Below are 26,303 nucleotides of genomic sequence, written 5' to 3'. Positions count from 1 at the left end.
CGCGCCGACTAACAATCAGTCTTGACTGTTTGTTAGTCGGCGCGGAACACTCGCTGCCATGGCCACCGACACCGGGCAGCGGGAGACGAGGCGCCAGGCCGACCGCAGCCGCGAGACCCGGCGCAAGCTCATGCAGGCCACGGTCGAGTGCCTGGTCGAGCGCGGCTGGGCGGGCACCACGACGACCGTGGTGGCCGAGCGCGCCGGCGTGTCCCGCGGCGCCCAGCTGCACCACTTCCGCACCCGCGGCGAGCTGGTCGCCGCCGCGGTCGAGCACTTGGGCGCGGAGAGCGTCCTCGACCTGAAGGCGCGTGCGCGGCAGGTCGACGAAAGCTCGCCAGAAGATCAGATCGCTGCCGTGGTCGAGCTGATCGCCGACTTCTACGCCAGCGACCTGTTCACCGCCGCCCTCGAGCTGTGGGTCGCCGCACGCACCGATCCCGACCTCAAGACCGTGGTGGTGCCGCTGGAGGTCCGCCTCGGCCGCGAGACGCACCGCCTCGCCGTCGAGCTGTTGGGCGCCGACGAGGCGAAGCCGGGCGTCCGCGAGACCGTGCAGCTCACCCTGGACCTGGTGCGCGGCCTCGCGCTGGCCAACCAGCTCACCGACGACCGCAAGCGACGGGGTCGGATCATCCGGCACTGGGCGCGGATGCTGGAGGACTCGCTGTGATCACCGGACTCCTGGACGACCTGCGCGCCGAGAGCCAGGTGCTGGACGACCTGGTCGCGCCGCTGCCCGACTGGGCCGTCCCGACGCCCGCCGAGGGCTGGACGATCGCCCACCAGATCAGCCACCTGCGCTGGACCGACCGCGTGGCCGCGCTCGCCGCCCGCGACCCCGACGCGTTCACCGCCGCGTTGACCCGGGCCACCGCGGACATGGTGGACGAGGGCGCGCGGGAGCCGATCAGCCTGGACGAGTGGCGGGCGGGCCGCGCCGAGCTGGCCGAGGCGCTCGCGGCGCTGCCGCCGGGCGTGAAGATGCCGTGGTTCGGGCCGCCGATGAGCGCGGCGTCCATGGCCACCGCCCGGCTGATGGAGACCTGGGCGCACGGCCAGGACGTGGCCGACGCGCTCGGCGTGACCCGCGAGCCGACGCACCGGCTCAAGCACGTCGCGCACATCGCCGTCCGCACGTTCGGCTGGTCGTTCCTGGTCAACGGGCTGCCCGTGCCGCAGGCGCCGGTCCGGGTCGAGCTGGTCGCGCCCGACGGCGAGGTGTGGTCGTGGGGCCCGGAGGACGCGGAGAACCGGATCACCGGTCCCGCCCTGGACTTCTGCCTGCTGGCCACCCAACGGCGACACCGCGACGACCTGGCCGTCACGGCGGTCGGCGAGGCCGCCCGCGCCTGGGTCCCGATCGCGCAGGCGTTCGCGGGTCCTCCCGGACCGGGCCGCGGTCGCCGGGAGCGGCCGTGATCCGCGTCGGCAACGCCTCCGGCTTCTACGGCGACCGGTTCTCCGCCGTCCGCGAGATGCTCACCGGCGGCGAGCTGGACGTGCTGACCGGTGACTACCTGGCCGAGCTGACCATGCTCATCCTGGGCCGCGACCGGATGAAGGACGCCGCCCTCGGCTACGCCCGCACGTTCCTGCGCCAGCTGGAGCAGAACCTGGCCGACGCGCTGGCCCGCGGCGTCAAGATCGTCTCCAACGCGGGCGGGGTGAACCCGGAAGGGCTGGCCGAGGCGATCGACCGGCTCGGGCTCGGCGCGAAGGTCGCCTACGTGACCGGTGACGACGTGCGCGACCGGTTCCCGGAGTCGTTGACCGCCAACGCCTACCTGGGCGCGTGGGGCATCGCCGAGTGCTTGAGCGCCGGGGCGGACGTGGTGGTCACCGGCCGCGTCACCGACGCGTCGCTGGTCGTGGGGCCTGCCGCCGCGCACTTCGGCTGGGGCCGCGAGGACTTCGACGCGCTGGCGGGCGCGACGGTCGCCGGGCACGTGCTGGAGTGCGGCGCGCAGGCCACCGGCGGCAACTACTCGTTCTTCACGGCGATCGACGCGACCAGGCCCGGTTTCCCGATCGCGGAGATCGAGGCGGACGGCTCGTCGCTCATCACCAAGCACGACGGCACGGGCGGCGCGGTCACCGCGGACACCGTCACCGCCCAGCTGCTCTACGAGATCGGGCCGCCCGCCTACGTCGGACCGGACGTGGTCAGCCACTTCGACACGATCCGGCTCGACCCGCACGAGCGGGGTGTGCGGATCTCCGGGGTGAAGGGCTCCCCGCCGCCGGACACGCTCAAGGTCTGCCTCACCACGCTGGGCGGGTTCCGCAACTCGACCACGTTCGTCCTGACCGGGTTGGACGTCGAGGCGAAGGCGGACCTCGTGCGGCGGCAGGTGGAGGCGGCGATCGGGCCGGCGGAGCTGACCTGGACCTTGGCGCGCACCGATCACGTCGACGCGGACACCGAGGAGACGGCGAGCGCGCTGCTGCACGTGACCATCAAGACGGCGGATCCCCAGCGGGCCAAGGCGTTCGCGCGGGCGGGTGTCGAGCTGGCGCTGGCGTCGTACCCCGGCTTCCACGTCACGGCGCCACCCGGTGACGGCACGCCGTTCGGCGTCTACCGGGCCGCGTACGTGCCGCGTTCGTCGGTGCCGCACCGGGCCGTGCTGCCGGGTGGGAAGGTGGTCGAGGTATGAGCGCTTCCCCGAAGAAGGTGCCGCTGGGTGTGATCGCGGGTGCGCGCTCGGGCGACAAGGGCGGTGACGCGAACCTCGGCGTGTGGGTGCGGACGGACGCGCAGTACGAGTGGCTGCGGGCGGAGCTGACCGTCGAGCGGCTGAAGGAGCTGCTGCCGGAGGCGGGCGAGGTCGACCGGTACGAGCTGCCGAACCTGCGGGCGTTGAACTTCGTGCTGCACGGCCTGCTCGGCGAGGGCGTCGCGTCGTCCACCCGCTTCGACCCGCAGGCGAAGGCGCTGGGGGAGTGGCTGCGCTCCCGGCACGTCGAGATCCCGGAGGACTTGCGGTGACCGCCACGTCGGACCTGTTCGCCACGCCCGAGCGGCGCGACCTGCGCGCGGTGGTGCGGAAGTTCACCGAGCAGGAGGTCGTGCCGCACCTGCCGGACTGGGAGCGCGCCGGTGAGCTGCCCCGGTCGTTGCACCGCAGGGCGGCGGAGATCGGGTTGCTCGGGCTCGGGTTCCCGGAGGCGGTCGGCGGCGCGGGCGACCTGCTCGACACCGTCGTGGCCACCGAGGAGCTGATCCAGGCCGGTGGGTCGTCCGGGCTCGTCGCGGGGTTGCTCACGCACGGGATCGCGTTGCCGCACATCGTGGACTCGGGTGACGAGGGGCTGATCGACCGGTTCGTGCGGCCGACGTTGGCGGGTGAGCTGATCGGGTCGCTCGCCATCACCGAACCGGGTGGTGGTTCGGACGTGGCGGCGCTGCGCACCACGGCCCGTCGTGACGGTGACTCCTACGTGGTGAACGGGACGAAGACGTTCATCACGTCGGGTGACCGGGCGGATTTCGTGACGACGGCGGTGCGGACGGGTGGTCCCGGGCACCAGGGCGTGAGCCTGCTGGTGATCGAGAAGGGCACGCCCGGGTTCGCGGTGGACCGCCGGCTGGAGAAGATGGGCTGGCACTGCTCGGACACCGCCGAGCTGTCCTTCGTGGACGCACGGGTGCCGGCGGCGAACCTGGTCGGCGCCGAGAACGCCGGTTTCGCGCTGATCATGCGGCAGTTCCAGGCGGAGCGGATCTCCTTGGCCGTGCAGGCGTACGCGACGGCCCAGCGCTGCCTGGACCTGGCGTTGGCGCACACCCGGCAGCGCGAGACGTTCGGCAAGCCGCTCATCGCGCGCCAGGTGATCCGCCACCGGCTGGTGGAGATGGCGCAGCGCATCGACCTCGTGCGCACGTACACGCGCGAGGTCGCGGTGAAGGTGCTGGCCGGCGAGGAAGCCGTGGCGCAGGTGTGCTTCGCGAAGAACGCGGCCGTGGAGGCGTGCTCGTTCGTCGTGGACGCGGCGGTGCAGATGCACGGTGGCGCGGGTTATCTCCGCGTTATGGAGGTCGAGCGACACTACCGGGACGCGCGGATCCTCGGCATCGGGGGCGGTGCGACCGAGGTGATGGCGGAGCTGGCGGCACGACGATTGGGGTACACGGCATGACTGCGTTGCGCACGGCGGTGGACCGCCGGTCGGCGGGGTACGCCGAGAACCGGGAGGCGTTGCTGGCCCGGCTCGCCGAGCTGGAGGTCGAGCAGGCCAAGGCGCTCGCGGGCGGTGGGCCGAAGTACACCGAGCGGCACCACAAGCGCGGCAAGCTCCTGGCGCGGGAGCGGATCGAGCTGCTGGTCGACCGGGACAGCCCGTTCCTGGAGCTGTCGCCGCTGGCCGCGTGGGGCACCGACTACCCCGTGGGCGCGAGCGTGGTCACCGGGATCGGGGTGGTCGAGGGCGTCGAGTGCGTGATCGTGGCCAACGACCCGACCGTCCGGGGCGGTGCGAGCAACCCGTGGACGTTGCGCAAGACGTTCCGGGCCAACGACATCGCGGCGCAGAACCGGCTGCCGCTGATCGGGCTGGTCGAGTCCGGCGGCGCCGACCTGCCGAGCCAGAGCGAGATCTTCATCCCGGGCGGGCGGGCGTTCCGCGACCTGACCCGGCTGTCGGCGGCGGGCGTCCCGACGATCAGCACGGTGTTCGGCAACGCGACCGCCGGCGGGGCCTACGTGCCGGGCATGTCGGACCACGTGGTGATGATCAAGGAACGCTCGAAGGTGTTCCTCGGCGGGCCGCCGCTGGTGAAGATGGCCACCGGCGAGGAGTCCGACGACGAGTCGCTCGGCGGCGCGCGGATGCACGGCACGACGTCCGGGCTGGCCGATTTCGTGGCCGAGGACGAGGTGGACGCGCTGCGGCTCACCCGGCGCGTGGTGGCCCGGCTGAACTGGCGCAAGCTCGGTCCCGCGCCGCGGGCCGTCGAGCCGCCGCTGCACGACGAGGAGGACCTGCTCGGCCTGGTGCCGACGGACCTGCGCGTGCCGTTCGACCCGCGTGAGGTGATCGCCCGGATCGTGGACGGGTCGCGGTTCGACGAGTTCAAGCCCGACTACGGCGGCAGCCTCGTGACGGGGTGGGCCGACCTGCACGGGTACCCGATCGGGGTGCTGGCGAACGCGCGCGGCGTGCTGTTCAGCGAAGAGGCGCAGAAGGCCACGCAGTTCATCCAGCTGGCGAACGCGAGCGACACGCCGTTGCTGTTCCTGCAGAACACGACCGGGTACATGGTCGGCGCGCAGTACGAGCAGGGCGGGATCATCAAGCACGGCGCGATGATGATCAACGCCGTGTCGAACAGCCGCGTGCCTCACCTGACCGTGGTGATGGGCGCGTCGTACGGCGCCGGCAACTACGGCATGTGCGGCCGGGCGTACGACCCGAGGTTCCTGTTCACCTGGCCGAACGCCAAGTCGGCCGTGATGGGTCCGAAGCAGCTGGCCGGCGTGCTGTCGATCGTGGCCCGCCAGGCGGCCGCCGCGAAGGGCCAGGACTACGACGAGGAGCACGACGCGGCGATGCGCCGGATGGTGGAGGGGCAGATCGAGCAGCAGTCCGTGGCCGCCTTCCTGTCCGGCCGCCTCTACGACGACGGCGTGATCGACCCCCGCGACACCCGCACCGTGCTGGGCCTGTGCCTGTCGGCGATCCACAGCGGGCCGGTCAAGGGCGCGGACCGCTACGGCGTTTTCCGGATGTGAGGACACGATGATCCGCAAGCTGTTGATCGCCAACCGGGGCGAGATCGCGCGTCGGGTGATCCGCACCTGTCGCGACGTCGGCGTGTCGCCGGTGGCCGTGTTCTCCGACCCCGACGCGGGTTCGCCGCACGTGCGCGAGGCCGACGCGGCGGTCCGGTTGCCCGGCGCCAGTCCCGCCGACACCTACCTGCGCGGCGACCTGGTGGTGGCCGCCGCCCTCGCCGCCGGCGCGGACGCGGTCCACCCCGGGTACGGGTTCCTGTCCGAGAACGCCTCCTTCGCGCGCGCCGTCCTCGCCGCCGGGCTGACGTGGGTCGGGCCGGACCCCGACGTCATCGACGCGATGGGGTCGAAGGTCGCGGCCAAGAAGAGGCTGGCGGCGGCGGGCGTCCCCGTGCTGCCGGAGCTGGACCCGGAGTCCGCCGGCGAGTTCCCCTTGCTGGTCAAGGCTTCCGCCGGCGGTGGCGGGCGGGGGATGCGGGTGGTGCGGTCCGCCGCCGAGCTGGCCGGGCAGGTGGCCGCGGCCCGCCGCGAGGCCGAGTCGGCGTTCGGCGACGGCACCGTGTTCTGCGAACCGCTGCTGGAGCACGCGCGGCACGTCGAGGTGCAGGTCCTCGCCGACGCGCACGGCACGGTGTGGGCGTTGGGTGAGCGGGAGTGCTCCATCCAGCGCCGCCACCAGAAGATCATCGAGGAGACGCCGAGCCCGGCCGTGACGCCGGAGGCCCGGGAGCGGCTGTTCGAGGCCGCCACCAAGGCCGCGGAGGCCATCGGGTACGTCGGCGCGGGCACGGTGGAGTTCCTGTTCACCGACGACGGCTCGTTCCACTTCCTGGAGGTCAACACCCGCCTGCAGGTGGAGCACCCCGTCACCGAGGAGGTGTTCGGCCTCGACCTCGTCGCCTGGCAGCTCGCCATCGCCGAGGGCGCCCGCCTGCCCGCCGAACCGCCCGCGCCGAACGGCCACGCCGTCGAAGCCCGCGTGTACGCCGAGGACCCCGCGCACGACTGGCGGCCCGCGAGCGGCACCCTGCACCGGTTCGCGGTGCCCGGCGGCGTGCGCGTGGACAGCGGCGTGGAGGACGGCAGCGAGGTGGGCGTGCACTACGACCCCATGCTGGCCAAGGTGATCGCCTGGGCGCCGACCCGGCCCGCCGCGATCCGCAAGCTGGCCGCCGCCCTCGACCGGGCCGAGCTGCACGGCCTCGTCACCAACCGGGACCTGCTGGTCCGCACGCTGCGGCACCCGGCGTTCGGCGCGGGCGACACCCACACCGGCTTCCTGGGCCAGCACGGCCTCACCACCCCCGAACCGGTCGACGTCCGGCCCGCCGCGCTGGCCGCCGCCCTCGCGCTCGCCGAACGCAGGCGTACCGGCGCCCTTCCGCTGGGCTGGCGCAACCTCGCGTCCCAACCGCAGCGGGCCGTGTTCGAGCACGGCGACGAGGCGGTCGAGGTCGACTACCGGCACACCCGCGCGGGCGTGGAGACGAGCCTGGACCTGACGGTCGTCGCGGCCGCGCCGGACGCGGTGACGCTGGAGCTCGACGGGGTGCGCACGACCTACCCGGTCGCCGTCTACGGGGACCGGGTCGAGGTCGGCCCGACGGGGTCGGGCGCGGTGTCGTTGAGGCTGCGGCCCCGGTTCCCCGAGCCGCGGGCCACCCTGGCCGAGGGTGCGACCGTCGCGCCGATGCCCGGCACGGTGGTGCGGGTCGCGGTCGAGCCGGGGCAGCGGGTCGAGGCGGGCGCGGAGCTGCTCGTGCTGGAAGCGATGAAGATGGAGCACCGCGTGCTCGCCACCACCGGCGGCGCGGTCGCGGAAGTGCTCGTGCGGGCGGGGCAGCAGGTCGACGCGGGCGACGTGCTCGCGGTGGTGGCCGACGAGCCGCGCCCCGAGTCGACCGGAGGGACGGGCGGGGCATGACGATCAACTTCACCGAGAGCGAGGAGCGGCAGGCGCTGCGCAGGGCCGTCGCCGACCTCGCCCGCAAGTACGGCCACGAGTACTTCACCGCCAAGGCGAAGGCCGGCGAGAAGACCGACGAGCTGTGGGCCGAGGCGGGCGCGCTGGGCTACCTCGGCGTGGCCGTGCCCGAGGAGTACGGCGGCGGTGGCGGCGGCATCGGCGACCTGGCCGCCGTGTGCGAGGAGCTGGCCAGAGCGGGCTGCCCGCTGCTGCTGACCGTCGTCTCGCCCGCCATCTGCGCCACGATCATCGCCCGCTTCGGCACCGCCGAGCAGAAGCGGAAGTGGCTGCCCGGGTTCGCCGACGGCACCACCAAGATGGCCTTCGCCATCACCGAGTCCGACGCGGGCTCCAACTCGCACAAGCTCGCCACCGCCGTCCACCGCGACGGCGACGAGTGGGTGCTCGCCGGCGGCAAGTCGTTCATCTCCGGCGTCGACGAGGTCGAGGCGGTGATGGTCGTCGCCCGGCACGTCGACGCCACCGGCCAGCGGCTGCTCCCCTCCTTGATGATCGTGCCGACGGACGCGCCCGGCTTCACCTACCAGCACATCCCGATGGAGGTGCAGTCGCCGGAGAAGCAGTTCACCTGCTTCTTCGACGACGTGCGCCTGCCGCTGGACGCGCTGGTCGGCTCCGAGGACGCGGGCTTGGCCCAGCTGTTCGCGGGGCTCAACCCGGAGCGGATCATGGCGGCGTCCTTCGCCACCGGCATGGCCCGCCGCGCACTCGACCAGGCGAGTGAGTACGCCCGCACCAGAACGGTCTGGGACACGCCGATCGGCGCGCACCAGGGCATCGCGCACCCGTTGGCGCAGTGCGCGATCCAGGTCGAGCTGGCGAGGCTGATGACCCAGAAGGCCGCGGCTCTCTACGACGCTGGGGAGGACCGGGCTGCTGGTGAGGCGGCCAACATGGCCAAGTACGCGGCGGGGGAGGCGGTGGCGGGGGCGGTGGACCAGGCCATCCAGGTCCACGGCGGCAACGGGCTGTCGGCCGAGTACGGACTCGGCGCCATGCTGGCCGCGTCCCGGTTGTCCCGCATCGCCCCGGTCAGCCGGGAGATGATCCTGAACTTCGTGGCGCAGCACACGCTGAGGTTGCCGCGCTCCTACTGAGTCAGGTCCAGTCCCAGCGCAAGCCGACGACGCCGGGCCCGAAGTCCAGCGCGACCGCGTACGCGTAGCCCCACGTGTCCACCGGGGTCTCGCGCACGTCGGTCGGTTCTTCACCGGTCAAACCGGTCGTGAATTGCTCGCACCGCGCGGGTCGGCACCGCGAGTCGTACCGGACCTCCAGGACGTACTCGCGAACGGGGTGGCGGAAGCGCCGCGAGTGGGTGTTGTCGAACGTGGGGTGGTGCGGCGCGACGTGGATCAGCTCGTACTCGACGGCCGTCCGCTCGCCCCGGCGCAGCGGGCGGTCGAGCAGCAGTTCCGCGACCATCAGACCGTTGCGCGGGTCGGCGGAAACCCGCCCCAGTCTGCACGAGCGCAGGGTGCCGATGACCGGCAGCGGGTCGCCGGGCAGCCGGGTGTCGTAGCCGAGCAGCACCCGGTCGACGCCCGAGCGCTCGGCCCGCAGCACCTGCCGCGACCGCACCCGGCGGGTGCTGCCGTCCATCGCGAGCTCCACCTGGTCGCGCAGGCTGAGCCGGGTGAGGTCCTGGTCGGTGCTGGTGTCGATGTCGGCCAGCAGTTCCGCGATGGTCGCGTAGTCGCTCTCGCCGACCCAGCCCTCCGGGCCGGACACGCGGGAACGGGGTCGGGCCTTGCCGCGTGGCCGCGGCGGTCCGAGCAGCGAGCTGAGCCCGCCCGCGCCGACGTCCAGGATCTCCTCCAGGTGGCTGACGGCGGTGAGCGAGTCCGGTCGTTCGGGCCGCCTGCGGCCGGACTGCCAGTAGCTCAGCGCGGCGATGCTGACCGCCACGCCTCGCGTCCGCAGCTTGTGCTGGATGCGTTCCAGGCTGAGCCCTTTGGCGCGGATCGCCGCACGCAATGCGTCCGCGAAGGGGTCGGCCCCCGCATCGATCCGTCGGGGATCGCGCGTCCGCGATTCCGGTCCGACGACTGGCGTAGGCATCTTCGCTCCGTTCTCCCAAGGACAAGGCGAGCGACGTTATCGTGCGAAATCGCCGGGGCGGTACAGCCGATCGGGTTTCCCGCCCTGAATTTGACCGAATCGGACCCGCAAATCCGGTCGGCTGTGGAATCCTTGAATTCTCATTAACAGCGTGGCGCGCCGGGGGTGTGAAGATCCCGGCTACCGCGATCGCCGCACCGCGCTCGGTCATTCGGTCCTGTCCCGGTACGCGCCCCGGCCCATGGCCTCGCGCACCTGGGGTGATGCACGGCACACTCCTCCCGGCGCGGGCTTCGACACCGGTCGCAATCCCCGGCGCCCGCGACCGTTCACGACCGAGAGCGGAACCCCTATGCCGAAGCTCACGTTGACCACCGGGGCAATACTCGGGTCACCGGTGTCGTCGCTGGTGGCGGACCCGGGGTCGGCCGGCGGGGGTGTCATCCGCCCGGTCCGCACCGCGGATCGCCGGTCCAACGGTTACATAGTCACCCCGGAGAACTTCTCCGTGTTGGCGTCGAACACGCCCACCTCTCGTTTCGATCGAGCCGTCGGCCGTATTTTCTCCACAGCGTTGAATCGCTTCTCAATCACGTTGTCCGGCGCGCCGCACGTGCATCTCCGCCGTAGTGCGGTTCCGGCCGGGTTGACATCGCGCCGACCTCCGTGGTGGTTCCCCGAACCGACTCCGGCACGGACACCCACCGCCCGCGCCGAGTTCGGCACACTGGCAGCCCCGCGCGTGATCCGCGCCGGGGACCCCCTTACCCCGCAGAGGAAAGCGCTATGCGAAAGCTCTTACCGGGCGTCGCCGTGGCCGCCTTGACCGTCACCCTGCTCGCCGCGCCCGCCCACGCCGAGGGCGCCGTCCTGCACGCCGGCTCGCCCACGGCGGTGCCCGGCAGCTACATCGTCAAGCTCAAGGACCTCGCCGCGGCCGACGCCGTGACGCGCCAGCTGGCCGGGCGGGTGACCCGCGAGTACCCCGCGTTCGGCGGCTTCGCCGCCTCGCTCACCCCGGCGCGGGCCCGCCGGCTCGCCGCCGACCCGGCGGTGGCGTACGTCGAGCAGGACCAGGTCGTGCGCGCGCACACCACCCAGACCAACGCGCCGTGGGGCCTGGACCGGATCGACCAGACCGCCCTGCCGCTGGACACGACCTACGGCTACACCTCCACCGGCGCGGGCGTCACCGCGTACGTGATCGACACCGGCATCCGGGTCACGCACGCGGAGTTCGGCGGCCGGGCCGCGCACGGCCACGACGTCGTGGACAACGACTCCGTCGCCCAGGACGACAACGGCCACGGCACGCACGTCGCGGGCGTCATCGCCGGCCGCACGTACGGCGCGGCCAAGGGCGCGCGGGTGGTGGGCGTGCGCGTGCTCAACGGCCAGGGCAGCGGCACGGTCGCCGGCGTCATCGCGGGCGTGGACTGGGTGCGGCTGAACGCGAGCCGCCCCGCCGTGGCGAACTTCAGCCTGGGCGGCGGCGCGTCCACCGCGCTCGACGACGCGGTGCGGCGGCTGATCGCCTCCGGCGTCACCGCGTCCGTCACCGCGGGCGGCAGCAACACCGGAGTCGGCTCCACCTCGCCCGCCAGGGTCGCCGAGGCGATCACGTCGGGCGCCCACACGCAGACCGACGCCAGGGCGCCGTTCTCCAACTACGGACCGGGCGTGGACCTGTACGCGGCCGGCGTCGGCATCACGTCGGCGTGGCACACCGGCGACACCGCCACCAACACGCTCAGCGGCACGTCGATGGCGACCGGGTTCGTCACCGGTGTCGCCGCCCGGTACCTCCAGGTCGACCCGGGCGCCCTCCCCGCCCTGGTGCAGACCGAGCTGACCCGCCCCGGGCCGGTGCCGTGGGGCGGCCGGCTCCTGCACTTCCCGCCCACGCGCTAGCAGCCCAACCTCCTCACCCTGCGAAGGAACAGCCATGCGCACACTGCTGTCCGGCCTGGGCGTCGCCGCCCTCGCCGCCGTCACCCTCACCGCGCCGGCGCACGCCGAAGGCGCCGTGCTGCACGCCGGCTCGGCCACCGCCGTGCCCGGCAGCTACATCGTCAAGCTCGAGGACGTCGCCGCCGCGGGCGCGGTCGCCGCCCGGCTCGACGGCCGGGTCACCCGGGAGTTCCCGTCGCTGCACGGCTTCGCCGCGACGATGACCGCGACGCAGGCCCGACGCCTCGCCGCCGACCCGGCGGTGGCCTACGTCGAGCAGGACCAGGTCGTGCGGGCGCACACCACCCAGACCAACGCGCCCTTCGGCCTCGACCGGATCGACCAGCGCGCGCTGCCGGTCGACGGCACGTACAGCTACACGTCGACGGGCCTGCGCACCCGCGCGTACGTGATCGACACGGGCATCCGGGCCACCCACACCGAGATCGCGGGCCGCACGTGCCCCGGCTACGACGCGGTCGACAACGACACCGTGCCGCAGGACGACAACGGTCACGGCACGGCCGTCGCGTCCCTCATCGCGGGCCGCGTGAACGGCGTCGCCAAGCAAGCGGTGGTGTGCGGCGTCCGGGTGCTCAACGGCTCGGGCGGCGGCACGACCGCGGGCGTGATCGCGGGCATCGACTGGGTGGCGCGCAACCACGTCAAGCCCGCCACGGCCAACCTCAGCCTGGGCGGCGGCGCGTCCACCGCGATGGACGACGCGGTGCGCCGGCTCATCGCCGCGGGCGTCACGGCGTCCGTCACGGCGGGCGGCAGCGCCTCCGACGCGGCCAACTACTCGCCCGCCCGCGTCCGGGAGGCGCTCACCTCCGGCGCGGCCACCAGGACCGACACCCGGGCCACGTTCTCCAACTACGGCTCGGTGGTCGACGTCTACGCGTACGGCATGAACATCACCGTCGCGTGGAACACCGGCGACACCGCCACGAACACGCTCAGCGGCACGTCGTTGGCCACGGCGTACGTCACCGGCGTGACGCTGCGGTTCCTCCAGCTCAACCCCGCCGCCACCCCCGCGCAGGTGCACTCGGCGGTCGTCTCCGAGGCGACGCCGCTGTCGTGGGGCCGACTGCTGTACTGGTCGCCGACCCGGTGACCTACTGCTCGGCCAGGTGAGCCGGCGGCGCCGACGACGGGGCGAGCTCGTGGCGCATCACGAGCTCGCCGCCGTCCACCTCGCCGGTGTCGGTGAAGCCGAACGCCGCGTACAGGCCGCGGGCCACCGCGTTGCCGGGCACCACGCTCAGCACCAGCTCGGTGCGGCCCTCCGAGCGCGCCACCTCGGCGATCGCGGCCAGGCCCTTCCGGCCGAGGCCGCGGCCCTGCGCGCGCCGGTCGACCATGAACCGGACGATGTGCAGCGCCTCGGGCCGGTCGCGTTCGAGCAGGGTGAAGCCGACCAGCTCCTCTCCGCTGACCAGCGCAAGAGGTTGCAACTTCGGGCGGTGGATCCAGGCGTCCGCGATCGACTTGAGGTTCGTCGCGACGAACGCCCGCTGCTCCTCATGGACCTCCAGGCCGATGACGGCCCGGTAGTTGTCCTCGGTGACCGGTTCCAAACGCATGTCCGGACGGTAGCGCCGCGGTCACGCGACCGCGCCCGGATTATGGGAACACGCAGGTCAGGCGGTTTATTGACGCTGAGCGCTCAACTGGCAAATGTTCACACTTCCGAGTTAACACCCTGGTTGCCTACGGTGATGACTGTCAGCGAGGGCAAGGTGGCCCAACGTCACCCCCGAGCCCTGCACAGCTCCTCGGGGTGGGTTGGGGTCACCGTCGAAGAACGGAATCCCGCATGCGACAGTCACGACAGGTCCGGTTCCTGGCCGGGGTCGGGGCGACGGCGCTCGTCGTCACCGCGTCCTCCCTGTTGGCCGCCCCGGCGCAGGCCGCCGAGGGCGAGATCCGCGCCGCCGACGCCGCGAACAAGGTCCAGAACCACTTCATCGTCAAGCTCAAGGACGGCTCGGCCGCGTCCGCCCAGAGCCTGGCGGACCAGTACGGCGGCCACGTCGACACCGTCTACCGCAGCGCGCTGAACGGCTTCGCCGTGTCGCTGCCCGAGCAGGCCGCCAAGCGGCTCGCGGCCAACCCGGCCGTCGAGTACGTCGAGCAGGACCAGGTCTTCACGATCCAGGCGACGCAGACCAACCCGCCGTCGTGGGGCATCAACCGCGTCGACCAGCGCAACCTGCCGCTGGACACGTCCTACAGCTACACCTCGACCGGCAGCGGCGTGAACGCCTACGTCATCGACACCGGCGTCCGGATCACCCACACCACGTTCGGCGGTCGTGCGCGCAACGGGTACGACGCGGTCGACAACGACAGCGTCGCGCAGGACGGCAACGGCCACGGCACGCACGTCGCGGGCACCATCGCGGGCAGCCAGTACGGCGTCGCCAAGGGCGCGACGATCTACGGCGTGCGCGTGCTGAACAACGCCGGCAGCGGCACCCTCGCCGACGTGATCGAGGGCATCGACTGGGTGACCGCGAACCACGTCAAGCCGGCCGTGGCGAACATGAGCCTCGGCGGCGGCGTGTCCACCACGATCGACGCGGCCGTGCGCCGCTCGGTCGCCGCCGGCGTCACCTACGCCGTCGCGGCGGGCAACAGCAACGCCAACGCGTCCAACTACTCCCCGGCCCGCGTGGCCGAGGCCATCACGGTGGGCGCGACCACCAACACCGACGCCCGCGCCAGCTACTCGAACTACGGTTCGATCCTGGACATCTTCGCGCCGGGCTCGTCGATCACCTCGGCGTGGCACACCAGCGACACGGCCACCAACACCATCAGCGGCACCTCGATGGCGACCCCGCACGTCGCCGGCGCGGCGGCCCGCTACCTGCAGGGCGCCCGCACGGCGACCCCGGCCCAGGTGTCGAGCTACCTGGTCGGCCAGTCGACCGCGAGCAAGGTGACCAACCCGGGCAGCGGTTCGCCGAACCGCCTGCTCTACCTGGCGCCCAGCGCCTGATCCGCATTACGTCCGAACCGGGGCCGTCCCTGCGGGGGCGGCCCCGGTCGCGTGTCCTGACCTGCGCGTTCAAGGTTTGCTCACCGTTCGTTCAGCGCCCTCTGCGCATACTGGTGCCGCGGCGGCCCACGGCGTCCATAGGTGGTGGCGCAGGGGGGAGGGCCGCCGCGTTCACACGTAGATCGACAGCGCCAGCGACACCACCCAGCAGGCGCCGATCACCTGGAGCACGTGGTCGCGCAGGGCGATGCGCTCGGGCTCTCCCGCGCCACCGTCGTCCACGTCGACCGCGTACCGCAGCACGGCCACCACGAACGGCACGATCGACAGCATCGCCCAGCCGGAGTCGTAGTCGGCGCGCTCGCGCATCTCGAACGCCCACAGCGAGTAGGCCAGGATCATGATCGCGGCGGCGGTGGCCCAGACGAACCGGAGGTAGCTGGCCGAGTAGCGGCGCAGCGACGCGCGGATCTCCGCGCCCGTCCGCTCGTAGAGCACGATCTCGGCGTACCGCTTGCCCGCCACCATGAACAGCGAGCCGAACGCCGTCACCAGCAGGAACCACTGCGACAGCGGGATGCCGGCCGCGATGCCGCCCGCGATGGCGCGCAGCAGGAACCCCGACGCGACGATGCACAGGTCGATCACCGGCTGGTGCTTCCACCCGAGGCAGTAGCCCAGTTGCGCGGCGCAGTAGACGCCGATCACCACGGCCAGCGGCGGGCCGGAGACCAGGGAGACGGCGACGGCCGCGACGAACAGCGCCGCCGCCGCCACGTACGCCGTGCGCGTCGAGACCACGCCGGCCGCGATCGGGCGGCGCCGCTTGGTCGGGTGCGCGCGGTCGGCGTCCACGTCGATCGCGTCGTTGACCAGGTACACCGCGGAGGCGGCCAGGCAGAACGCGACCAGGGCCAGCCCGGTGTCCAGCAGCACCGCCGGCTCGCCCAGGCGGTTCGCCGCGAACGGCGCGGCCAGCACGAGGAAGTTCTTCACCCACTGGTGCGGCCGGACCGCGCGGACCAGGCCGGTGATCGCGCCGGTGCCTCGCGCGGTGGTGCTGCCCGGTTCACCGGTCTCGTTCAGCTCGCCGGTGTCGCTCTTCTGGCCGGTGTCGCTCATCTCGCCGCTCCGTCCAGCTTGCGGCCGACCAACCGCCCGAGCACCGCGCCCAACGCCGCGCCCGCCGCGACGTCGGTGGGGTAGTGCACGCCGAGCACCAGCCGGGACAACAGCATGGGCGGCACCAGCACCGGTTCCAGCCGGCGACCGGTGAGCCGCGAGAACAGCACCGCGGCGGCGGCGGTCGACACGGCGTGCGCGGACGGGAAGCTGAGCCGGCTGGGCGTGCCGGCCAGCACGGCGACGGACTCGTCGGCCGGCCGCTGCCGCCGGACCACGCGCTTGACCGCGATGGCGACCGCGTGCGACCCGGCGACCCCGGCGGTCGCGACCAACCAGTCCCGCCGCCGCCCCCGGTCCACGGCCGCGCCCGCGAGCCCCAGCGCCAACCACCCCGCGCCGTGCTCGCCGAACCACGACAACCCGCGCGCCGACGCCACCACCAGCCGGTGGCCGAACGCACCCTGCACCTGGTTCAGGACGGTGATCTCGGCAGACCTGGCGGCCCTCCGGCGATCGGTGGCGGGGCGAGCGGTGGTGTGCGCGGTGGTGTGGGCGGTCATCCCGGCACCTGCCCGGGGCGGAGGGTGGTGCCGCAGTGGCCCCGGGGCGCGGCGAGCCGCACGCCCTCGGCCCGGGCCAGGTCGGTCCGGAGGTAGTCGCGCAGCCGCGCCAACCGCGCCGCGTCGGGGACGGCGTCGCGGCGCACCCAGTCGCGCGCGGCCGGCCCGGTCGAGAGCAGGTGGTAGTCCGCCGCCATCCTCGGGTCGTCCGCGATGCCGGTGAGCCGCGACCACTCGCCGTGCGAGTGGATGAACGTCGGCTTCACCCGGTCGAACACGTAGTCCCGGACGCCGGCCATGTCCCGCGCGCCCCACAGGTCCGCGAGCCTCGGCTCGGCCAGCCCGACCAGGTCGACCACCGCCAGCCTCGACGTCAACGCGGTGCCGCCGATGTCCGGCAGCACCACGGTGGGGCGCGCGGCGCCGAGCACGTCCGCCAGCCCGTTGAACCCGCGCCCGAACGTCTCGGCCACCAGGCACATCGGCACCGTCGGGTCGGCGCGGAACTCCCGCGCCGAGGCGGTGAACCGGGCCGCCGTCGGCAGCACCGCGACGGCCAGGACCACCGACAACACCGCACGCCGCCGGGCCGTCCCACGCCCCAGCACCCGCGCCACGGCGAACACCGCGACCAACGCGCCCAGCACCCAGACGGGCGTGGCGAACCGCAGCTGCCCCATCCAGTCGGGCTCCAGCACCGCGAACGCGAGCAACGACAAGCCGAACGGCACCAGCAGCGCGACGAGCGCCGACCCCAGCCGGGAGCCCCGTGCCAGCGCCAGCCCCACGCACAGCGCCACCACCAGCACGGCCAGGGCGCCGGCGTACTGCACCACCTCGCCGACCCGGGTGAACCCCGCGAGGGTGGGCGGGGCCTGGCTCTTCGCCGCCGCCGGCAGCGCCAGCCACCGGCCGAACTCCACCCGCCGCCACGCCACGTAAGCGCCGAACGGCACCAGGAACACCGCCGCGGACAACGCCACCGACCGCACCGCCGCCGCCGACCCGGCCCGGCGCGCCGTCAGCAGCACCAGCAGCGGGTACGCCCCGGCGTAGATCAGCCCGTCCGGCCGGGTCAACGCCGCCAGCGCGACCAGCGCGCCGGCCACCGCCGCCACCCGCCCGGACAGCAGCCGGTCGTCCAGCACCGCCGTGCACAGCACCACCGCGAGCCAGCACGTCGCCAGCGCGTACAGCGGGTTCTCCAACCCGGAGAACACCCAGACCACGAACGACGGCACGGCCGCCAGCACCGCGCCGAACGCCACCGTCACCAGCCCCGGCCGGCGGAACACCCGGCGCGCGGCCGCGTGGCACGCCAGCAGCACGCCCGCGCAGCACAGCACCGCGAGGACCTTGGGGAACAGCACGTAGTCCGGCACGCCGAAGATCGCGCCCCGGTCGAACAACCCGACCAACCGGCCCAGCGCGAGCAGCGCCAACCACGCCGGGTTCGAGTACGCCTCGGTCGGCTCCGCGCCCGGCTGCAGCACCGAGCCCGCGCCGTCGGTGATCGTGCGCGCGTACGCGAACGTGATCGCCGCGTCGTCGACCAGCCAGTGGCCGTACAGCGCGCCGTGCGAGGCGATCAACGCCGTGCCGCCCGCCACCGGCAGGACCCACCGGGCGCGGCGCGCGGGTCGTGCGGCGGGCGCGTGCCCGGTGACGCGCTCGGGCGCGGTCGTCGCGGTCACGTCGGCAACCGCCGGAACACGGCGCGGGGCAGGTGCCGCAGCGCCGACATCACCAGCCGCAGCGGCGCGGGCGCCCACACCAGCTCGCGCCGGTCGCGGACCGCGTTCACGACCACCTGAGCCACCTGGTCCGCGGTGCTCGACAACGGCGGCGGGCGCAGGCCGTCGGTCATCCGGGTGTGCACGAACCCCGGCCGCACCACGGTGACGGTGACGCCGTGCGGGCGCAGCGCCTCGCCCAGCCCCTGGTAGAACGCGTCCATCCCGGCCTTGGTCGAGCCGTAGGCGAAGTTCGACCGCCGCACCCGCTCGCCCGCCACGGAGGACAGCGCGACGATCACGCCGTGCCCCTGCGCGCGCAGCCGCTCGGCGAGCCCGACGCCGACCGACACCGCGCCGGTGTAGTTGACCTCCGCCAGCTCGACCGCCGCCTCGTGGTCCTGCCAGGCGCGCTCGGCGTCGCCCAGCACCCCGAACGCCACCAGCGCCACGTCGATCCCGCCGTCGGCGAAGGCCTTGTCCAGCACGGCGGGGTGACCGCCGACGTCACGCGCGTCGAAGTCCACCGCCGTCACCGGCACGCCCGCCGCCGCCAGCTCCGCCGCCGCCGCGTCACGCCGGGGTGAGGGCCGGGCGGCGAGGACCACGCGCGGCTTGCGGGTGGCGGTGTAGCGCCGGACCACCGCCAGCGCGATCTCGGACGTGCCGCCCAGCACGAGCAGGCTCTGGGGTGTGCCCACCGCGTCGATCACAGGTTCAACCTCCTGGACATGTCGGACGCGAAGACGCCGTCCGGGTCGACCGAGGCGCGCACCGCGCGCCACTCTTCGAATCGGGGGTAGCCGCGGCGGACGGCCTCGGCCGTGGTCCGCGACTCCTTGGCCAGGTAGTGCCGCCCGCCCGCGTCGAGCACCAGGCCGTCCAGCTCGTCGCACAGCTCGGCGAGGCCGGGCCGGATCGGCAGGTCCACGCACAACGTCCAGCCCGGCACGGGGAACGACAGCGGCGCGCGGTTGCCCGGCCCGAACCGCTTGAGCACGTTCAACGCCGACACGTGGCCGGACGAGGCGATGCGCTCCACCACCCGCCGGATCACGTCGACCGCGGCGAACGGCACCACGAACTGGTACTGCAGGAACCCGCGCGGGCCGTAGCCCCGGTTCCACTCGCCGATCACGTCGAGCGGGTGCAGGAACTCGGTGATGTTCTGCACCTGCCCGGACCGCGTGGGCGACTTGCGGTACCAGAGCTCGCTGAACGCCCGGCCGGTCGCCCGGTTGAGCAGCCCGGAGGGCAGCACGTCCGGCACGGTGAACAGCCGGGGCGCGTCGAACGCCAGCGGGTCGCGGCGCAGCTTCGCGGGCAGGTCGTCCAGCCGCGCGTGGTTCGCCCTGGTCAGCACGCCCCGGCCCAGCCGCGGCCCGGTGGCGGTGGCGTCGAACCACGACACCGACTCGGCGTAGCGGTCGTCGTCGGCGGACTGGCGGGCCAGCAGGTCGTCCAGGTTGTCCACCTGCTCGGTGTCCACCACGAAGTAGGAGGTCTCCACCGGGACGACGCTCAGCGTCGCGCGCAGCACCACGCCGGTCAGGCCCATGCCGCCGACGGTCGCCCAGAACAACGCCGAGCCCTCCCCGTCGGGGGTGAGCGTGCGGACCGAGCCGTCCGCGGTGAGCAGGTCGAGCGACCGCACGTGGTCGCCGAAGCTGCCCACGACGTGGTGGCCCTTGCCGTGCACGTCGGCGGCGATCGCGCCGCCCACGGTGACCTGGCGCGTGCCGGGCAGCACCGGCGGCCACAGCCCGAACGGCAGCAGCGCCCGCATCAGGGCGTCCAGCGAAACGCCCGCCTCCACGTCGACCAGGCCGTCGTCGACCGCGACGCCGCGAATGCGGTCGAATCGGGTCATGTCCAGCACGACGCCGCCCGCGTTCTGCGCCGGATCGCCGTAGCTGCGGCCGAGGCCGCGGGCGATCACCCCCCGTTCGCGGGATTCTTTCACGATATTCGCGACGGCCTCGAAATCACGAGGGGAAACGACCCGCGCGACCGTCGGCGCGGTGCGACCCCAACCGGAGAGCCTGACTAGCATCGGCGCAGACTAACGGACACTGGTATTCCATCCGAGAGGTGTCGAAACGGTGGTGCGAAACGGCGGCGCGACCCGTCAGGCGATGATGTTCGTGCTGGTGGGAGCGCTCTGCGCGGGGCTCGACTACGGGACCTACAGCACACTTCTCGCATTCGGGGCGTGGGTGCACGCCGCCAAGGCGGTCAGTTTCACGATCGGCACCACGGCGGCGTTCTTCCTCAATCGACGGTTGACGTTCGGTGTCCCTGCCGGGGGTGTGCGGCAGGTGGCGGGGTTCGCCCTGCTGTACCTCAGCACATTCATCGCCAACGTATTGGTCAACGCGCTCGTATTGCACCTGTTGCCACCCTTTCGGGTGGAATATGCGGTGGCGTGGCTGATCGCGCAGGGCGTGGCCACGGCCGTCAACTTCGCCGGCCTGCGCGCGGTGGTCTTCCGCGTCGGGAAACCTGGTGGCGTCGGGCACCGGGTCGTTGGCTAGCCTTGACGACCAGCCGTCAGCCGAGCTGACCCCCAGAAGCAGCGAACACCGAGGAGAGCAGTTCCCGTGATGCGCACGCACGAGGCCGGGAAGCTCCGCGCCGAGCACGCCGGGCAGTCCGTCACCCTGACCGGGTGGGTGGCACGCAGGCGCGATCACGGTGGCGTGATCTTCATCGACCTCCGGGACGCCTCCGGCGTGGCCCAGGTCGTCTTCCGCGAGGGCGAGATGGCCGAGCGCGCGCACAAGCTGCGCTCGGAGTACGTGGTCAAGGTCGTCGGCGACGTGACCCGCCGCCCCGAGGGCAGCGAGAACCCCGAGCTGGCCACCGGCGACATCGAGGTCTACGCCAGCGAGCTGGTGGTGCTCAACGAGGCCGCCCCGCTGCCGTTCCAGCTCGACGAGCACCTGGAGGTCGGCGAGGAGGCCCGCCTCCGGCACCGCTACCTCGACCTGCGCCGCACCGGGCCGGCCAAGGCCATGCGGCTGCGCAGCGAGGCCAACCGGATCGCCCGCGAGGTGCTGCACGCCGAGGACTTCGTCGAGGTCGAGACGCCGACCCTGACCCGCTCCACCCCCGAGGGCGCGCGCGACTTCCTGGTGCCCGCCCGCCTGCGCCCCGGCTCCTGGTACGCGCTGCCGCAGTCGCCGCAGCTGTTCAAGCAGCTGCTCATGGTCGGCGGCCTGGAGCGGTACTACCAGATCGCCCGCTGCTACCGCGACGAGGACTTCCGCGCCGACCGGCAGCCCGAGTTCACCCAGCTCGACATCGAGATGAGCTTCGTCGAGCAGGACGACGTGATCGCGCTCGGCGAGAAGATCGTCTCCGCGCTGTGGAAGGACCTGGCCGACCACGAGATCGCCCGGCCGTTCCGCCGCATCTCCTACGCCGAGGCCATGGCCAAGTACGGCACGGACAAGCCGGACCTGCGCTTCGACCTCGAGCTCACCGAGCTGACCGAGTACTTCAAGGACACCCCGTTCCGGGTGTTCCAGGCGCCGTACGTGGGCGCGGTCGTCATGCCCGGCGGCGCGTCGCAGCCCCGCCGCACGCTCGACGCCTGGCAGGAGTGGGCCAAGCAGCGCGGCGCTCGCGGCCTGGCGTACGTGCTGGTCCAGGAGGACGGCACGCTCGGCGGCCCGGTCGCCAAGAACCTCTCCGACGCCGAGCGCGACGGCCTGGCCAAGGCCGTCGGCGCGAACCCGGGCGACTGCGTCTTCTTCGGCGCGGGCGACCCGGACGGCGCGCGCGCCCTGCTCGGCGCGGCCCGCGTGGAGATCGCGCACCGGGTCGGCCTGATCGACGAGAACGCCTGGTCGTTCGTGTGGGTCGTGGACTTCCCGATGTTCGAGGCGGTCGACAAGATCGGCGACGACGTGGCGGTGGGCAGCGGCAAGTGGACCGCGCTGCACCACGCGTTCACCTCGCCGACGCCGGAGTGGATCGACCGTTTCGAGGAGGACCCGGGCAACGCCCTGGCCTACGCCTACGACATCGTCTGCAACGGCAACGAGATCGGCGGCGGGTCGATCCGTATCCACCGCGCGGACGTGCAGCAGCGGGCGTTCCAGGTCATGGGCATCACGCCCGAGGAGGCGCAGGAGAAGTTCGGCTTCCTGCTCGACGCCTTCTCCTACGGCGCGCCGCCGCACGGCGGCATCGCGTTCGGCTGGGACCGGATCGCCATGCTGCTCGGCGGGTACGACTCGATCCGCGAGGTCATCGCGTTCCCGAAGAGCGGCGGCGGCTACGACCCGCTGACCGCCGCGCCGGCGCCGATCACCGCGCAGCAGCGCAAGGAGGCGGGCGTCGACTTCAAGCCCGCGCCCGCGGAGAAGCAATAGCACCGTGCTGCACCTGCGCGCCATCTGCCCGGTCGAGCGCACCGACGCGGTGCTGGCCGCGCTGCGACAGGACCCCGGCGTGACGCACGTCGTGGTCCTGCGCGGCGCGGCCGTCGACCCGGCGGGTGACGTGGTGGAGGCCGACGTCGCGCGGGAGGCCACCGACGGGGTCGTGTCCGCCCTGTGCGACCTCGGCGTCGACCGCGACGGCGGCGTCACGCTGGAGCTGATCGACACCGCGCTGTCCGACGCGGCCGACCGCGCCGAGGAGGCCGCGCCCGGTGACGCGGCCGACGCCGTGGTGTGGGAGGAGCTGCTGTCCCGCACCGGCGAGGAGTCGCGGCTCAACGCCACGTTCCTGTCGTTCCTGACCATCGCGTGCCTGCTCGCGGCGGTCGGCGTGGTGACCGACTCGCCGATCACCATCGTCGGCGCGATGGTCGTCGGGCCGGAGTTCGGCCCGCTGGCCGCGATCGCGGTCGGGCTGGTGCTGCGGCGCTGGGACCTGGTGCGGCGCGCCGCGCTGGCGCTGGCGGCCGGGTTCCCGGTAGCCATGGCGATCACCGCGGGCGGCGCGTTCGCGGGCTCGTTCACCGACCTGTTCGACCGGGACATGGTGCTGTCCGCGCACCAGGTCGACTTCGTGTTCCAGGTGGGGCCGTTCTCGTTGATCGTGGCGCTGCTCGCGGGCGCGGCCGGGATGCTGTCGATGACGTCGGCGAAGTCCGCGGCGCTCGTCGGGGTGTTCATTTCGGTCACCACGGTGCCCGCCGCCGGCTACGCCGCGCTGGCCGCCGTTCTCGGTGAGTGGGACATATGTCTCCAGTCGATTGCACAACTCGCGGTGAACCTGGTCGGCATCGTGGCGGCGGCGGCGCTGGTCCTGGCGTTGCGCAACCGCCGGGCGCGGGTCCGGGACCTGGGACGACCGCTCGCCGACGGTTGACCCGGCGCTGATTTCCACAAAAGGTGGAACGGCCGGACCGTGAGCACTACCGTCACGGTGCCCGGACGGGTTCTGTCAGATCGGTCGCCACCGGGAGTAGGGTCGGAGGAGATGAGCGTGGAGATCACCGCCGGCCCGCACGACATCGACGACGCTGCCCCCTCCGAGCTCGACGACGCGGTGGCAGCGGCCCAGTCGGTGCTGAGCAAGAGGTTCGGCGCACCGGTTCGGCTGGCCGACCCCGAGGACCTCGGGGGTGCCGGCCGGTCCGTGGTCGCGCGCGTCCGGGTGGCCCACACCCCGTTCTCGCTGCCCCGCACGCTGGTGGTCAAGCGCTACCCCTCACCGGTGGCCGACCGCGACCCGTTCGCGCACGAGGTGGTGAGCCACAAGCTGCTCACCGCGCTGCCGTCCGAGGAGCGCCTCACCCCCGAGCTGGTCGCGCAGGACAACGCCAAGCGGCTCGTCGTGCTCGAAGACCTGGGCAAGGCGCCGCGGCTGGCGGAGAAGCTGCTCGGCTCCGACGCGCGTGCCGCGGAACGCGGCCTGCTGTCGTGGGCGCACGCCATGGGCCGGCTGCACGCGACGACCGCCGGGCGTGACGCGGACTTCGACGCGCTGATGCGCCGCCAGGGCGCGCAGTGCTGCGCCGACCCGATCGTGGTGGACGTGCACACGGCGTTGGCCGGGCTGCCCGAGCTGCTGTTCGACTCGTTGGAGGTCGACACGCCCGACTCCGTGCGCGCGTTCGCCGAGCAGGCCGTGCGGGGGTTCGTCACGTCCCGCCGGCGGGCGTTCAGCCCGTCCACGTCGTGCCCGGACAACCACCTCGTGACCAGCAAGGGCGTCCGGTTCCTCGACTTCGAGGGCGGGTGCGTGCGCGACATCGTGTTCGACGCGGCGTGCCTGCGGGTGCCGTTCCCGTCGTGCTGGTGCGCCTACGGGCTGCCCGCGGGCATGTCGGAGGCGATGGTCGCGGCGTGGCGGGCCGAGGTGTCCTCGGTGTGGCCGGACCTGGACGACGACGCGGTGTTCCTGCCGCGGCTGCTGGAGGCGCAGCTGCTGTGGGTGTGGCTCGGCACGTGGCGCGGGCTGCCGGGGCTGGACTCGTCGCTGCCGTCGGGTCACCGGCCGTTGGACTCGCCGCCGCGCGTGGTCGTGCTGACGTCCCGGTGGGTGCGGTTGCGGCAGGACGCGCTGGCGGCGGGCGCGAAGCACATCGCCGCGCACGCCGACGAGGTCATCTCGGCGCTGGTGTCGCGGTACGGCGCGCGGGCCGCGGAACTGCCGCTGTACCCGGCATTCCGATAGCGTTGGGCTGTTCGTCCCCGTCGCGTCACGTGGCTGCGCGATCGTTCCGGTGTGGCCAAGACGGTGCGCACGTTGGTGGTCCTCGGTGACTCGACGACGGTGGGCGTGGGCGACCCCGTGCCCGGTGGGTGGCGCGGCGTCGGCCCGCTGCTCGCGGCGGCGCTGCCGCACGCGCGGTACCTGAACGCCTCGTTCACGGGTGCGCGGGTGGCCTCGGTGCGGCACGAGCAGCTGCCGGAGGTCCTGCCCGCGCGGCCCGACGCGGCCGTGCTGCTGGTGGGCATGAACGACACGCTGCGGTCCGACTTCGACGCCCGGCAGCTCCACCTCGACTTGGACGCGATCGTGGGCGCGCTGGTCTCGGTCGGGTCCGCCGTGGTCACGGTGCGGTTCCACGACCACACCCGGGTGTTCCGGTTGCCGGGCGTGTTGCGGCGGGCGTTGCGGGCGCGGATCGCCGAGCTGAACGGGATCATCGACGCGGTGGTGCGGCGGTACGGGATCGAGTGCGTCGACCTGGACCGGATGGAAGGCGCGTACTCGGTGCAGACGTGGGCGGTCGACCGGCTGCACCCGTCGGAGTCGGGGCACCGGCGGCTCGCGGCGGCGTTCGCGGCGCGGTTGGCGCGGGCCGGCTGCGAGGTGCCGGGCCGGGTGTCCCTGGTCTGCACGGGCGGGCTCAAGGTGACGCCGCTGCACCACGCGGGCTGGCTGGTGGTGAAGGGGATCCCGTGGCTCTGGCGGCGTGGCCGCGACCTGGTCCCCTACGCGGCCACCATCGTGTACCGCTCCTGGGCGGGCCTGCCGGAGCCGCCGCGCTACGTCGTCGACCCGTCCGGTGCGGAGGCGGTGGCCGTGACGACCACCGCCCCGCCCGGGTGGCGTCAGCCGAGCTTGTAGACGGTCGACCCGCCGATCGTCTCGGCCGCGTAGTTCGCCGCCACCCACTCGCTGATCTCGTTGTCGCCGCGCGGCCCGCCGCCCATGCCGCCGCCGGAGACGAAGTAGCCGATCCGGCCGTCCGCCACGTACTGCCGGAACTCCTCCAGCGTGGGCGCGGGGTCGCCGCCGCTCCAGCCGCCGATGCCGATCACGGCCTTGCCCGAGGACAGCGAGAGGTCGGCAGCGCTCTGCGCGCTCACCGTCGCCGCCGCCCACGTGCCGGTGGTGGCCTTGAGCAGCTCGATCACCTCGGCGGACGTCTCACCCAACGGGCCACCGCCCAGCTGGCTCGCGTAGGACGGGGGACCGGACATCGGGATGGAGCCGGAGTGCGGGGTGGCGGCCGTCGCCACGCCGAACGCCGCGGTGGAGAGCACCGAGGTGGCCAACGCGAGCGCGGCGACCCGGCGCACGCCCATCACGACCGCCGTGGCCACCAGCACGGTCAGCGCCGCCACGACCCAGCGCAGCGCGGGCAGCCACTCGCCGAACCGCTGGAGCAGCGCGAAGCCCCAGAACCCGGCGGCGGCGACCATCGCCGCCAGCGCGACGCGCACCGGC

At 73.1% G+C, this 26,303-nt stretch carries 22 protein-coding genes and 1 pseudogene; 15 read left to right on the top strand and 8 right to left on the bottom strand.

Features of this window, described 5'->3' with window-relative positions:
* Positions 1-58 precede the first annotated feature (58 nt).
* The 7 genes and pseudogenes from ABTZ99_RS19645 to ABTZ99_RS19615 all read left to right on the top strand — a co-directional run bounded on the left by ABTZ99_RS19645 (position 59) and on the right by ABTZ99_RS19615 (position 8,822).
* A complete protein-coding gene (locus ABTZ99_RS19645) occupies positions 59-673 on the top strand; it encodes a TetR/AcrR family transcriptional regulator (RefSeq protein ID WP_498772442.1) in 615 nt (204 codons plus the stop codon).
* Complete coding sequence (locus tag ABTZ99_RS19640) at positions 670-1,422, top strand: TIGR03084 family metal-binding protein (RefSeq protein WP_499612772.1); 753 nt, start codon at positions 670-672, stop codon at positions 1,420-1,422. The genes ABTZ99_RS19645 and ABTZ99_RS19640 overlap by 4 nt, the downstream gene beginning before the upstream one ends.
* A 56-nt stretch (positions 1,423-1,478) precedes the next feature.
* Positions 1,479-2,992, top strand: a pseudogene (locus ABTZ99_RS19635) (acyclic terpene utilization AtuA family protein).
* Positions 2,989-4,143 carry an acyl-CoA dehydrogenase family protein gene (locus ABTZ99_RS19630; protein WP_499612771.1) on the top strand — a complete coding sequence of 385 codons (1,155 nt, stop codon included), beginning with the start codon at positions 2,989-2,991 and terminating at the stop codon, positions 4,141-4,143. Before ABTZ99_RS19635 ends, ABTZ99_RS19630 begins: the two are co-directional and overlap by 4 nt.
* The gene (locus tag ABTZ99_RS19625) at positions 4,140-5,735 is read left to right on the top strand and encodes an acyl-CoA carboxylase subunit beta (protein ID WP_499612770.1); all 1,596 of its coding nucleotides are present in this window, start codon (positions 4,140-4,142) and stop codon (positions 5,733-5,735) included. Before ABTZ99_RS19630 ends, ABTZ99_RS19625 begins: the two co-directional genes overlap by 4 nt.
* Before the next feature lie 7 nt (positions 5,736-5,742).
* Entirely contained in the window at positions 5,743-7,662 is a 1,920-nt protein-coding gene (locus ABTZ99_RS19620; protein ID WP_499612768.1) for an acetyl/propionyl/methylcrotonyl-CoA carboxylase subunit alpha, read from the top strand.
* Positions 7,663-7,664: 2 nt separating this feature from the next.
* On the top strand, positions 7,665-8,822 hold the full coding sequence (locus tag ABTZ99_RS19615) for an acyl-CoA dehydrogenase family protein (RefSeq protein ID WP_499612850.1): 1,158 nt from the start codon (positions 7,665-7,667) through the stop codon (positions 8,820-8,822).
* 1 nt (position 8,823) lies between these two features.
* Here the strand turns inward: ABTZ99_RS19615 and ABTZ99_RS19610 are convergent, their stop codons facing one another.
* The gene (locus ABTZ99_RS19610; protein WP_499612766.1) at positions 8,824-9,786 is read right to left on the bottom strand and encodes a helix-turn-helix domain-containing protein; all 963 of its coding nucleotides are present in this window, start codon (positions 9,784-9,786) and stop codon (positions 8,824-8,826) included.
* Between the two features lie 786 nt (positions 9,787-10,572).
* Here ABTZ99_RS19610 and ABTZ99_RS19605 point away from each other — a divergent pair.
* Together ABTZ99_RS19605 and ABTZ99_RS19600 are read left to right on the top strand one after the other, a co-directional pair.
* Complete coding sequence (locus ABTZ99_RS19605) at positions 10,573-11,697, top strand: S8 family peptidase (protein ID WP_499612765.1); 1,125 nt, start codon at positions 10,573-10,575, stop codon at positions 11,695-11,697.
* A gap of 34 nt (positions 11,698-11,731) precedes the next feature.
* Positions 11,732-12,856: a S8 family peptidase gene (locus tag ABTZ99_RS19600; RefSeq protein ID WP_499612763.1), complete on the top strand. Its 1,125-nt coding sequence runs from the start codon at positions 11,732-11,734 to the stop codon at positions 12,854-12,856.
* Position 12,857: 1 nt separating this feature from the next.
* Here the strand turns inward: ABTZ99_RS19600 and ABTZ99_RS19595 are convergent, their stop codons facing one another.
* Positions 12,858-13,325: a GNAT family N-acetyltransferase gene (locus ABTZ99_RS19595; protein ID WP_498772458.1), complete on the bottom strand. Its 468-nt coding sequence runs from the start codon at positions 13,323-13,325 to the stop codon at positions 12,858-12,860.
* 233 nt (positions 13,326-13,558) lie between these two features.
* On the opposite strand from ABTZ99_RS19595, the gene ABTZ99_RS19590 reads away from it, so the two are divergent.
* Positions 13,559-14,746 (top strand): S8 family peptidase, encoded by a 1,188-nt coding sequence (locus ABTZ99_RS19590; protein ID WP_498772460.1) that lies wholly within the window; start codon positions 13,559-13,561, stop codon positions 14,744-14,746.
* A 171-nt stretch (positions 14,747-14,917) separates the two neighbouring features.
* Here the strand turns inward: ABTZ99_RS19590 and ABTZ99_RS19585 are convergent, their stop codons facing one another.
* Genes ABTZ99_RS19585 through dprE1 form a run of 5 tightly spaced genes read right to left on the bottom strand, consistent with a single transcriptional unit; the run spans position 14,918 to position 20,217 of the window.
* Entirely contained in the window at positions 14,918-15,868 is a 951-nt protein-coding gene (locus ABTZ99_RS19585) for a decaprenyl-phosphate phosphoribosyltransferase (RefSeq protein ID WP_499612760.1), read from the bottom strand.
* The gene (locus ABTZ99_RS19580) at positions 15,865-16,431 is read right to left on the bottom strand and encodes a phosphatase PAP2 family protein (RefSeq protein WP_499612758.1); all 567 of its coding nucleotides are present in this window, start codon (positions 16,429-16,431) and stop codon (positions 15,865-15,867) included. The genes ABTZ99_RS19585 and ABTZ99_RS19580 overlap by 4 nt, the downstream gene beginning before the upstream one ends.
* A complete protein-coding gene (locus ABTZ99_RS19575) occupies positions 16,428-18,125 on the bottom strand; it encodes a hypothetical protein (RefSeq protein ID WP_499612756.1) in 1,698 nt (565 codons plus the stop codon). Before ABTZ99_RS19575 ends, ABTZ99_RS19580 begins: the two co-directional genes overlap by 4 nt.
* Complete coding sequence (gene dprE2, locus ABTZ99_RS19570) at positions 18,122-18,877, bottom strand: decaprenylphospho-beta-D-erythro-pentofuranosid-2-ulose 2-reductase (RefSeq protein WP_499612754.1); 756 nt, start codon at positions 18,875-18,877, stop codon at positions 18,122-18,124. Before dprE2 ends, ABTZ99_RS19575 begins: the two co-directional genes overlap by 4 nt.
* Positions 18,874-20,217 (bottom strand): decaprenylphosphoryl-beta-D-ribose oxidase, encoded by a 1,344-nt coding sequence (gene dprE1, locus ABTZ99_RS19565; RefSeq protein ID WP_499612752.1) that lies wholly within the window; start codon positions 20,215-20,217, stop codon positions 18,874-18,876. The genes dprE2 and dprE1 overlap by 4 nt, the downstream gene beginning before the upstream one ends.
* Before the next feature lie 49 nt (positions 20,218-20,266).
* On the opposite strand from dprE1, the gene ABTZ99_RS19560 reads away from it, so the two are divergent.
* From ABTZ99_RS19560 to ABTZ99_RS19540, 5 genes are all read left to right on the top strand, one after another.
* The gene (locus ABTZ99_RS19560) at positions 20,267-20,698 is read left to right on the top strand and encodes a GtrA family protein (protein WP_498772472.1); all 432 of its coding nucleotides are present in this window, start codon (positions 20,267-20,269) and stop codon (positions 20,696-20,698) included.
* A 66-nt stretch (positions 20,699-20,764) separates the two neighbouring features.
* Positions 20,765-22,543 (top strand): aspartate--tRNA ligase, encoded by a 1,779-nt coding sequence (aspS, locus tag ABTZ99_RS19555; protein ID WP_498772474.1) that lies wholly within the window; start codon positions 20,765-20,767, stop codon positions 22,541-22,543.
* 4 nt (positions 22,544-22,547) lie between these two features.
* Positions 22,548-23,489: a DUF389 domain-containing protein gene (locus ABTZ99_RS19550; protein WP_498772476.1), complete on the top strand. Its 942-nt coding sequence runs from the start codon at positions 22,548-22,550 to the stop codon at positions 23,487-23,489.
* Between the two features lie 111 nt (positions 23,490-23,600).
* A complete protein-coding gene (locus ABTZ99_RS19545) occupies positions 23,601-24,800 on the top strand; it encodes a hypothetical protein (protein WP_498772478.1) in 1,200 nt (399 codons plus the stop codon).
* A gap of 51 nt (positions 24,801-24,851) precedes the next feature.
* Positions 24,852-25,700 (top strand): SGNH/GDSL hydrolase family protein, encoded by an 849-nt coding sequence (locus ABTZ99_RS19540; protein ID WP_499612749.1) that lies wholly within the window; start codon positions 24,852-24,854, stop codon positions 25,698-25,700.
* On the opposite strand, the gene ABTZ99_RS19535 is transcribed toward ABTZ99_RS19540, so the two are convergent.
* Positions 25,685-26,303, bottom strand: a 619-nt coding sequence (locus ABTZ99_RS19535) for a mannosyltransferase YkcB-related protein (protein WP_499612748.1), incomplete at its 5' end; no start/stop codon positions are given. The genes ABTZ99_RS19540 and ABTZ99_RS19535 overlap by 16 nt on opposite strands.

The organism is Actinosynnema sp. NPDC002837 (genome assembly GCF_040295345.1).
In the GTDB taxonomy this organism is placed as follows: domain Bacteria; phylum Actinomycetota; class Actinomycetes; order Mycobacteriales; family Pseudonocardiaceae; genus Actinosynnema.
Note: the sequence above shows the minus strand (reverse complement) of the source record. Positions and strands in the feature narration are given on the sequence as shown.

What these genes read in the sequence shown, in the direction of transcription:
- ABTZ99_RS19645 (WP_498772442.1), top strand. Translation starts at nt 59, where the DNA reads ATGGCCACCGACACCGGGCAGCGGGAGACGAGGCGCCAGGCCGACCGC.
- ABTZ99_RS19625 (WP_499612770.1), top strand. Translation starts at nt 4,140, where the DNA reads ATGACTGCGTTGCGCACGGCGGTGGACCGCCGGTCGGCGGGGTACGCC.
- ABTZ99_RS19620 (WP_499612768.1), top strand. Translation starts at nt 5,743, where the DNA reads ATGATCCGCAAGCTGTTGATCGCCAACCGGGGCGAGATCGCGCGTCGG.
- ABTZ99_RS19610 (WP_499612766.1), bottom strand. Translation starts at nt 9,786, where the DNA reads ATGCCTACGCCAGTCGTCGGACCGGAATCGCGGACGCGCGATCCCCGA.
- ABTZ99_RS19605 (WP_499612765.1), top strand. Translation starts at nt 10,573, where the DNA reads ATGCGAAAGCTCTTACCGGGCGTCGCCGTGGCCGCCTTGACCGTCACC.
- ABTZ99_RS19600 (WP_499612763.1), top strand. Translation starts at nt 11,732, where the DNA reads ATGCGCACACTGCTGTCCGGCCTGGGCGTCGCCGCCCTCGCCGCCGTC.
- ABTZ99_RS19595 (WP_498772458.1), bottom strand. Translation starts at nt 13,325, where the DNA reads ATGCGTTTGGAACCGGTCACCGAGGACAACTACCGGGCCGTCATCGGC.
- ABTZ99_RS19590 (WP_498772460.1), top strand. Translation starts at nt 13,559, where the DNA reads ATGCGACAGTCACGACAGGTCCGGTTCCTGGCCGGGGTCGGGGCGACG.
- ABTZ99_RS19585 (WP_499612760.1), bottom strand. Translation starts at nt 15,868, where the DNA reads ATGAGCGACACCGGCCAGAAGAGCGACACCGGCGAGCTGAACGAGACC.
- ABTZ99_RS19580 (WP_499612758.1), bottom strand. Translation starts at nt 16,431, where the DNA reads ATGACCGCCCACACCACCGCGCACACCACCGCTCGCCCCGCCACCGAT.
- dprE1 (WP_499612752.1), bottom strand. Translation starts at nt 20,217, where the DNA reads ATGCTAGTCAGGCTCTCCGGTTGGGGTCGCACCGCGCCGACGGTCGCG.
- ABTZ99_RS19545 (WP_498772478.1), top strand. Translation starts at nt 23,601, where the DNA reads ATGAGCGTGGAGATCACCGCCGGCCCGCACGACATCGACGACGCTGCC.